This is a genomic window from Brevundimonas sp. (genome assembly GCF_036405315.1).
Taxonomy (GTDB): domain Bacteria; phylum Pseudomonadota; class Alphaproteobacteria; order Caulobacterales; family Caulobacteraceae; genus Brevundimonas.
Window position 1 is genome coordinate 1 of record NZ_DASWXW010000114.1, and the last position, 8,285, is coordinate 8,285.

5 protein-coding genes and 1 pseudogene are annotated in these 8,285 nt (G+C 68.2%); 4 read left to right on the forward strand and 2 right to left on the reverse strand.

Annotation, left to right across the window (positions count from 1 at the left end; translation table 11 throughout):
- Positions 1-1,386, reverse strand: a pseudogene (locus VGE49_RS06745) (M13 family metallopeptidase N-terminal domain-containing protein); the annotation flags it as partial.
- A gap of 153 nt (positions 1,387-1,539) precedes the next feature.
- On the opposite strand from VGE49_RS06745, the gene VGE49_RS06750 reads away from it, so the two are divergent.
- Together VGE49_RS06750 and VGE49_RS06755 are read left to right on the forward strand one after the other, a co-directional pair.
- A complete protein-coding gene (locus VGE49_RS06750) occupies positions 1,540-3,402 on the forward strand; it encodes a cation:proton antiporter domain-containing protein (RefSeq protein ID WP_331033795.1) in 1,863 nt (620 codons plus the stop codon).
- A gap of 236 nt (positions 3,403-3,638) precedes the next feature.
- On the forward strand, positions 3,639-4,298 hold the full coding sequence (locus VGE49_RS06755; protein WP_331033796.1) for a TetR/AcrR family transcriptional regulator: 660 nt from the start codon (positions 3,639-3,641) through the stop codon (positions 4,296-4,298).
- Positions 4,299-4,402: 104 nt separating this feature from the next.
- On the opposite strand, the gene VGE49_RS06760 is transcribed toward VGE49_RS06755, so the two are convergent.
- A complete protein-coding gene (locus VGE49_RS06760) occupies positions 4,403-5,530 on the reverse strand; it encodes an aromatic ring-hydroxylating dioxygenase subunit alpha (RefSeq protein WP_331033797.1) in 1,128 nt (375 codons plus the stop codon).
- A 120-nt stretch (positions 5,531-5,650) separates the two neighbouring features.
- Here VGE49_RS06760 and VGE49_RS06765 point away from each other — a divergent pair, with 120 nt between their 5' ends.
- Both VGE49_RS06765 and VGE49_RS06770 read left to right on the forward strand, forming a co-directional pair.
- The gene (locus VGE49_RS06765; RefSeq protein WP_331033798.1) at positions 5,651-6,574 is read left to right on the forward strand and encodes an alpha/beta fold hydrolase; all 924 of its coding nucleotides are present in this window, start codon (positions 5,651-5,653) and stop codon (positions 6,572-6,574) included.
- Positions 6,575-6,660: 86 nt separating this feature from the next.
- Positions 6,661-8,285: transglycosylase domain-containing protein (locus tag VGE49_RS06770; RefSeq protein ID WP_331033799.1), on the forward strand; the 1,625-nt coding region annotated here is incomplete at its 3' end.

An 8,285-nucleotide genomic window follows, 5' to 3' on the forward strand; every position in this document is an offset into this window, starting at 1 on the left:
ATAGTCGCGCCACTTGTCGGGATAGCCGATCTTGACGGTGAACTTGCGCAGCTTCTCCTGAGCCGCCGCCTTGGTCTCCGTCCCCATCCAGGTCAGGTTGTCGATGCGGTGCGACAGGGCGGTGCGCAGGTTGGCGACCAGTTCTTCCATCTTGGCCTTGGATTCGGCCGGGAAGTACTCGGCGACGTACAGGCGGCCCGCGGCTTCGCCCAGCGAACCTTCAGCGAAGCTGATGGCGCGCTTTTCGCGCGTGCGCTGCTCGGGCTGACCCGACAGGTCGCGCGAACGGAATTCCCACTGGGCGTCCGAGAAACGCTTGGACAGGCTGCCGGCGGCGTCGTCGGTGGTGTGGAAGGCCTGCCAGGCCTGCAGGGTGTCGATCGGCGTCTCGGCGAAGATGGCGGCGATCTTGGGCATGGCCGTGTTCTGGCGCACGATCAGACGGTCGATCGAGCCCAGGCCAGCGGCGTTGAAATAGCCCGTCCAGTCAAAGCCCGGCGCCTCGGCGGCCAGGGTCCGGATGGTGTATTCGTTGTAGGTCTTGTCGCGGTTGCGGTTTTCGATCGGGGTCCAGTGGGCCTCGGCGATCTTGGTCTCCAGGGCGACGATGGCGGCGGCGTGACCGGCGGGATCAGCCCAGCCGATGTTGGTCAGCATCCGCGCGACATAGGCCTGATACTTGTCCTTCTTGTCCGCGAAGCGGGCGTCCAGATAGTAGTCGCGGTTCGGCAGGCCGATACCCGACTGGCCGGTGGTCACGGCGTAACGGGTCGGGTTCTTCTGGTCGATGGTGATGCCGGTGCCGAAGAAGGACGAACCGACGCGTCCTTGCGTCTGCCCCATGTAGGCGGCGATCTTCTCGTGGGTGTCGGCGGCGCGGATGGCGGCCAGGAAGGGCTGCAGCGGCTGGGCGTCCAGCTGCTCGATGCGCGCCTCGTCGATGTAGCTGCGGTAGGCGTCGGCGATCTTGGCCTCGTCCGAACCGGGCGCCAGGTCGGTGCGCGCGACCAGACCCTGGATCAGGGCCTTCATGCGGTTGTCCGACAGTTCGCGCAGCAGCGGGAAGGAGCCGTAGGAGGTGCGGTCCGACGGGATCTGCAGTTTGTCGAAGGCAGTGCCGTTGGCGTAGCGGAAGAAGCTGTCGCCCGGCGACACCGAGGTGTCGCGGCCCGACAGGTCAAAGCCCCAGGTTCCGTACTTGGGCGCGTCCGTGCCGACCCAGCCGGCCGGCGCGGCGCCGCCTTCGGGCGCCGAGGCGCCGTGGAACAGCTCCACGACCGTGCAGCAGTCGTCCACGCAGGCATGGTCATGGCCGTCTTGCGCAGCCGCGACGCCCGCAGGCAGGAGCAGGGCGCCGACAGCGGCCCCGATCAGCAGTTTCTTCATAAGCGTTTCCCTCGATCAGCCTGTGCTCAGGTTCGGCGCGGACCCTAATCCCGCCGTGAGCGTCGGCGCGTCTTAAAAAAAGTTCATGAAAGACGCGAGCCGTATCGCCAGATCGTGATCGCCTGCGTCACAGTGCGACGCTACGGAGGATGCATGGATCAGGCGCACGGCGGCGAGTATCGGGACCTGGTGGTCTTTCTGGCCGCGGCCGGGGTGGTCGTGCCCCTGTTCAATCGCCTGAAGATCAGCCCCGTGCTGGGCTTCCTCGCCGCCGGCGTCCTGCTCGGCCCGGACGGCCTGGGCCGCTTCGCCCAGTCGACGGGCTGGCTCAGCTGGCTGACCATCGGCGACCAGGCGCAGATCCGCCAGTTGTCGGAACTGGGCGTCGCCTTCCTGTTGTTCATGATCGGGCTGGAGCTGTCGTGGGAGCGGCTGAAGGCCATGCGGCGCCTCGTGTTCGGCCTCGGCATGCTGCAGATCGCCATCTGCGCCGGCGCCATCGCCGTCCTCTTCATGATCCTGGGCCAGCCCCTGGCCGGCGCGGCGGTCCTGGGCATGGGCCTGGCCCTGTCGTCGACCGCCGTGGTCATGCCCGTCCTGGCCGCCCAGGGCCGCCTCAAGGGCGAAACGGGCCGGGCTGCCTTCGCCGTCCTTCTGGCCCAGGACGTGGCCGTGGCGCCCATCCTGATCACCGTCACCGTTCTGGCCACGCTCGCCCAGGGCGGCGCGGACATCGCGCCCGCCGAACTGGGACGCGCCCTCTTCACCCTGGCGCCCGCGGCCGGCGGCCTGTTCCTGATGGTCCTTCTGGGACGGCTGGTGCTGCGACCCATGTTCCGCTCGGTGGCCCGCGCCCAGCACCGGGGCGAGGGCCGCGAACTGTTCGTCGCCGCCTCGCTTCTGGTCGTCGTCGCCGCCGGCCTGGCGGCCCAGGCGGTGGGCCTGTCCATGAGCCTGGGCGCGCTCGTCGCCGGCGTGCTTCTGGCCGAGACCGAGTTCCGGCGCGAGGTCGAGGTGTCCATAGACCCGTTCAAGGGTCTGCTGCTCGGCGTCTTCTTCATCGGCGTCGGCATCGGCCTGGATCTGGACGCTGTGGCCGCCGACCCCGTGACGGTGCTGGGCATGGCGGGGGGCCTGATCCTGATTAAAGCCCTGGTGATCTTCGTCCTGGCCCGGGCCTGGGGGCTGGCGGCGCGCTCGGCCATCGAGACCGCCCTGGTGCTGGGCCCGGCGGGCGAGTTCGCCTTCGTCGTCCTGTCCACCGGTCTGGTCGAGGGCCTGGCCGACCCCGATCTGACCCGCAAGGCCATGCTGGCGGCGACGCTCAGCATGTTCACGGTGCCCATCATGGCGATTCTGGCGCGAACCCTGGCCGGGCGGATCGCTCCCCCAGCTGCCCCGACCGAGGACCTGTCGCCCACGGCGCCGTCCGTGCTCGCGCCGGACGGCGCCGTCCTCATTGTCGGCTTCGGCCGCGTCGGCCGGTTGGTCGGCGACCTCCTGGCCGAGCACGATCAGAAATTCGTCGCCCTGGACGCCAATCCGGCCTCGGTTCGAACCGGCCGCGCCGAGGGCCGCGAAGTCTATTACGGCGACGCCGCCAGGCCCGAGCTGCTGAACGCCTGCGGCCTGGCCACCGCCCGCGCCCTGATCGTCACCATGGACGCGCCCTCCAAGGTGGACGAGGTCGTCCGCACGGCGCGCGCCCTGCGTCCCGACCTGATTCTGATCGCCCGCGCCCGCGACGATCGGCACGCGGCGCGCCTCTACGCCCTCGGCGTCACCGACGCCGTGCCGGAAACCACCGAGGCCAGCCTGCAACTGGCCGAGAACACCCTGGTCGATCTGGGGGTGCCGATGGGGCTGGTGCTGGCCTCGATTCACGAACGCCGCGACGGCTTCCGCAAGGCCTTCCAGACAGCCGCGCCCGATGGACGCGGCGCCCGCCCGGCGCGCGCCTTCCGCACGCTCCGGGCCGCGGCGCTCACCCCGCCTGCGGGAGGCCAAACTAAGTAAAATCCCTTACCCTGATTGACCTTAAGGCCAAGCTTGGGCAGGATTTGAGATCGGTTAGCGACCCATTTTGGTCATTGTTCGGTGATGAAAGTTCGACCCTCCCCCCACGGGACGTCGGTCGTCGCCTGGTTCGTGGTTCTCGCCAAGGCGGCGTTGGACCACAGCTGACGACGCTGCTGTTCCTCCACGACCGGCGGGCGTTTCGCCCTTCCCGAGCTGCCAGAGTTTTTTTGCTGATGCGTGATACCCCCCTGTCCGCCCCTGAAGCCGTCGAGGCCGAAGGCCAGCCCCGTCTGAACCGTCGTCAGGCGGCCAAGATCCGCACCCGCCAGAAGGTGCTGGACGCCGCGCGCGCCCTGTTCGCCGAGCGCGGCTACGACGCCGCCACCATCCGCGACATCGCCAAGGGCGCCGGAATGTCGACCGGCGCTGTTTTCGCCAACTTCCAGGACAAGGCCGAGCTGTTCGAGTGCGTCTTCGCCGAGGAAATGGCCGGCCTGCTGCAGGACATCCAGACCGCCGCCGGTCATGAAGACCGCGTCGCCGAGCGTCTGGCCGAGGGCCTGACCGCCGGCTACCACCGCTCGCTGGAGCACCTGCCGCTGATGCAGGCCATGATCGCCCGCTCGTGGTTCCAGCCCGAAGCCGCCGACGCCCGTTCGCGCACCTTCGTCAAGCCGATCATCGAGGCGGTCATCGCCGTGCTGCAAGGCGGCATCCGCGAAGGCGAACTGCGCCAGGATCTGGATCAGCTGGTCATGGCCCGCATGATCTGGGACGTCTTCATCGCCAACTTCCGCTACGCCGCCTACGACAACTGGGGCATCGAAGAGCTGACGCCGCACATCCGCAAGCAGCTGGACCTGATCCTGTCCAGCCAGCTGGCGCGGCAGTAAGACGCCAAGGGCCGACGCCCTTCGCCGCTGAACAAAAAGGCCTCTCCCCGTCGCGGGGGAGAGGCCTTTTTCTTGCGCTCAGAGCCGGATCCCGCCGCCCCTCGTCAGCTCTTCCAGCGAAGCACCACTTCCTTGATCGGATTGACGAAGGCGCGGCCCTCGGCGCGGCTCCTGGTCCATTCGCGCTTGAGTTGCTGGTACCACTTGGCCTGCTTGTCGGCGTCGTCGATCCAGATCAGGGCGGGGTCGTATTTCAGCCCCTCGTTCTGCAGGTTCACCATGCCCCCGTCCTGCTTGAGGAAGGCGACGACGCCCATCCGCAGGAAGGGCTTGGCGACATTGAACACCCAGTGGTCGGACCAGAAGATCTGGGTGATCCGGGTCCTGGTCTCCGTCACCGGCGTCAGGCAGGTCAGGGCCAGCACCTGCTTGGCCCCGACCTGGATATGCTCCCAGCGATAGCCGGGCAGGCGGAAGGTGATCTCGGTCGCCGGCGCCCCGCCCAGGATCTTGTAGAGGCGGCTGTTCGACGACGGGGCGTGGCGCACCATGGCCCAGCCATAGTCGCGCGGCGCAAAGGTCTTGGCCTTTTCGTGCATCGAATGCTCGGAGCGCCACCACCACTGCTGGTGGACGAAGGGGCCGTGGGCCGGGTCCATCAGGCCGACGACGGCGTGGTCGATGTGGCTGTCGAAATCCATGGCCTCGACCAGCTTGGCCTCGCCCTCGGCGCCGGGGAAGAGCGGCGGCTCATGGTCCGGCTCGGACGGATTGCGCGCGTCCGAGGCCATCCAGACGAAGACCAGACCCTGGCTCTCGCGCACCGGATAGGACCGCACGCGGATGCGGTTCGCCTCGAACGCCTGATCCTCGACCAGCGACGGAATGGCGGCGCAGACGCCGTCGGGGCGGAAGCGCCAGCCGTGATAGGGGCACTCGATCGTCTCGCCCTCGCCCGGCTTTTCGACCAGACGCCCGGCCGACAGGGGCGCGGCCCGATGCGGACAGATGTCGCGCATGGCGTAGACCTCGCCCGCGCGCGTCCGCCCGATCAGCACCGGCTCGTCCATCACCTCGTATCGCTTCAGGCTGGCGACCGGCACCTCGCGCGCCAGGACGACGAAATACCAGGCGTCGCGCACGAAGCCCTTGCCGAAGGCCGTAGGCGGAGCCTTGGCCTCAGGAACGGCGACATCAGAGGACTGGACGGGATCGACGGCGGCTGGCTTCATCCCGCCTCTCTATCAAGAGACGCCGTCCGTGTCGTCGGGGTCGATGACGGGTTACAAAAAGAACTTTACATTGCAAAGTTGATCGTCTAGTTCAAGGATCATCTTTCGGGGAGCCACGCTATGAACCATCGCATCGCCATCGCCGCCGCCCTTCTGGTCCTGGCCTCGCCCCTGGCTGCCCAGGCCCAGGACGGTCACACCAACCATGCCCACGGCCACGCCCACGCCGCCTTCGCCTCTGACCGCATCCATGTCGCCGTCGAGGGCCAGGGACCGGACGTCATCTTCATCCCCGGCCTCAGCTCCTCGCCCGCCGTCTGGCAGGGGGCGGTCGACCACCTGAACGGCGCCTACCGCGTCCACCGCATCCACGTTCAGGGCTTTGCCGGGGCCCCCGCCGAGGGCAACGCCGCCGGCCCGGTCGCCGCCCCCGTGGCCGAGGAGATCGCCCGCTACATCCGCGAACAGGGCCTGACCAAGCCCGCCGTCGTCGGCCATTCGATGGGCGGCACCATGAGCATGATGCTGGCCGCGCGTCACCCCGACCTGGTCGGCAGGCTGATGGTCGTCGACATGATCCCCTTCATGGGCGCCATGTTCGGCCCGCCCGGAACCACGGCCGAAAGCGTCGTCCCCGTCGCCGATCAGGTCTACGCCGGTCAGTCGGGCAGCCCTCGCGACCAGTATCTGACCCAGGCCAAGGCCGCCGTCACCGCCATGATCAAGACCGAGGCCGCCCGCACCGGCCCGCTGAGCGACGTCGAGACCAGCGACCAGCAGGTCTCGGCCGCCGCCTTCCGTGAACTGATCGTCACCGACCTGCGCCCCGAACTGGGCAAGATCACCGCCCCGACCGAAGTCCTCTATGTGAAGTTCAACGACCCGCGCATGACGGACGCCATCACCGACGCCATCTATCAGATGTCCTTCTCGACCTTGCCGGGGGCGAAGCTGAAGCGCATCGACGACAGCGCCCACTTCATCATGCTGGACCAACCGACGGCCTTCTATGGCCAGCTCGACGCCTTTCTTTCGGCGAAATAGACCCTCACGCTCTCGTGATCACAAGCGGGGCGTTTTCTGCGGCGGCGTGACCGGCTAGGGTCGCGTCGCTGGCGAGAGGGACTTTCATGGCGCGTAGAGACGGCGGACCGGACCGCAACGATCAGGGCGGCGGCCCGAACGGCGGCCATGGTCGCGCAAAGCCGCGTCGGTCCTTCCTGGGCAACCTCTTCTACTGGGGCGCCGTGCTGGCCGTCTGGGGCCTGATCTTCGCGGTCGTCTTCTTCGCGGTTTTCGCGCGCGACCTGCCCGACACCTCGACCCTCTATGAGGTCGATCGCCAGCCCTCGATCACCTATCTGGACCGTTCCGGCGCCCTGATCGCGGTGCGCGGCACCCAGATGGCGCCCCCGGTCGACCTGGACGCCCTGCCCGACTATGTCCCGGCCGCCTTCATCGCCATCGAGGACCGGCGCTTCTATCACCACCCCGGTTTCGACCCCATCGGCATGAGCCGGGCGATGGCCCTGAACCTCAAGGCCGGACGCGTGGTCCAGGGCGGCTCGACCATCACCCAGCAGTTGGCCAAGAACCTGTTTCTGACGCCCGACCAGAACCTGAAGCGCAAGGTTCAGGAGCTGATGCTGGCCGTCTGGCTGGAGATGAAGTTCACCAAGAAGGAAATCCTCGCCCTCTATCTGAACCGGGTCTATTTCGGCGCCGGCGCCTATGGCATCGAGGCGGCCTCGCAACGCTATTTCGACAAGAGCGCCGAGAAGCTGACGGTGGGCGAAGCCGCCCTGCTGGCCGGTCTGTTAAAGGCCCCGTCGCGCTATTCCCCCGTGTCGGAAAGCGAACGCGCCGCCACCCGCGCCAATGTCGTGCTGAACGAGATGGTCGACACCGGCGCCATCACCCCGGCCCAGCGCGACGCAGCCGTGGCCGAGCCGGTCCGCGTCTCGCGCACCCTGGCCAGCCAGCACGCCCAGTATTTCATCGACTGGCTGGACAAGCAGATCCGCGGCCTGGTCGGCGAGCCGACCGAGGACATGGTGGTCGAGACCACCCTGGACCTGACCCTGCAGACCGACGCCGAGCGCGCCGTGCGCCGCATCCTCGACCGCGACAAGGGCCGGGGCGTCGAGCAGGCGGCCCTGGTCGCCCTGGACGGCGAAGGCCGGGTCCGCGCCATGATCGGCGGCGGCTCCTACGCCGACAGCCAGTTCAACCGCGCCGTTGACGCCCGCCGTCAGGCCGGCTCGGCGTGGAAGCCCTTTGTCTATCTGGCGGCGGTCGAGGCCGGCTACACCCCGGCCACGACCGTGGTCGATGAACCCGTGACCATTGGCGGCTGGTCGCCCAAGAACTACTCCGGCAACTTCTCCGGTCAGATGACCCTGGCCCAGGCCGTGGCTCAGTCGACCAATACGGTCGCCGCCTCGATCGCCGATCAGGTCGGCCGCGACGCCGTGGCCCGCGCCGCGCGCCGCCTGGGCGTGACCGGCCAGATCGGCCTGCAGCCGTCCATGGCCCTGGGCGCCGTCGAGGTCAGCCCGCTGGAGATGGCCCAGGCCTATGACGCCTTCGCCAATGGCGGCAAGCGGGTCGAGGCCTATGGCATCAGCCGCATCCGCACCCCCTCGGGCCGCGTCATCTATCAGCACGGCACGGGCGAGAACGGCCAGGCGATCAACAACCCGCCGCTCTACTACATGAACCAGATGCTGCGCGGCGTGATCACCTCGGGCAGCGG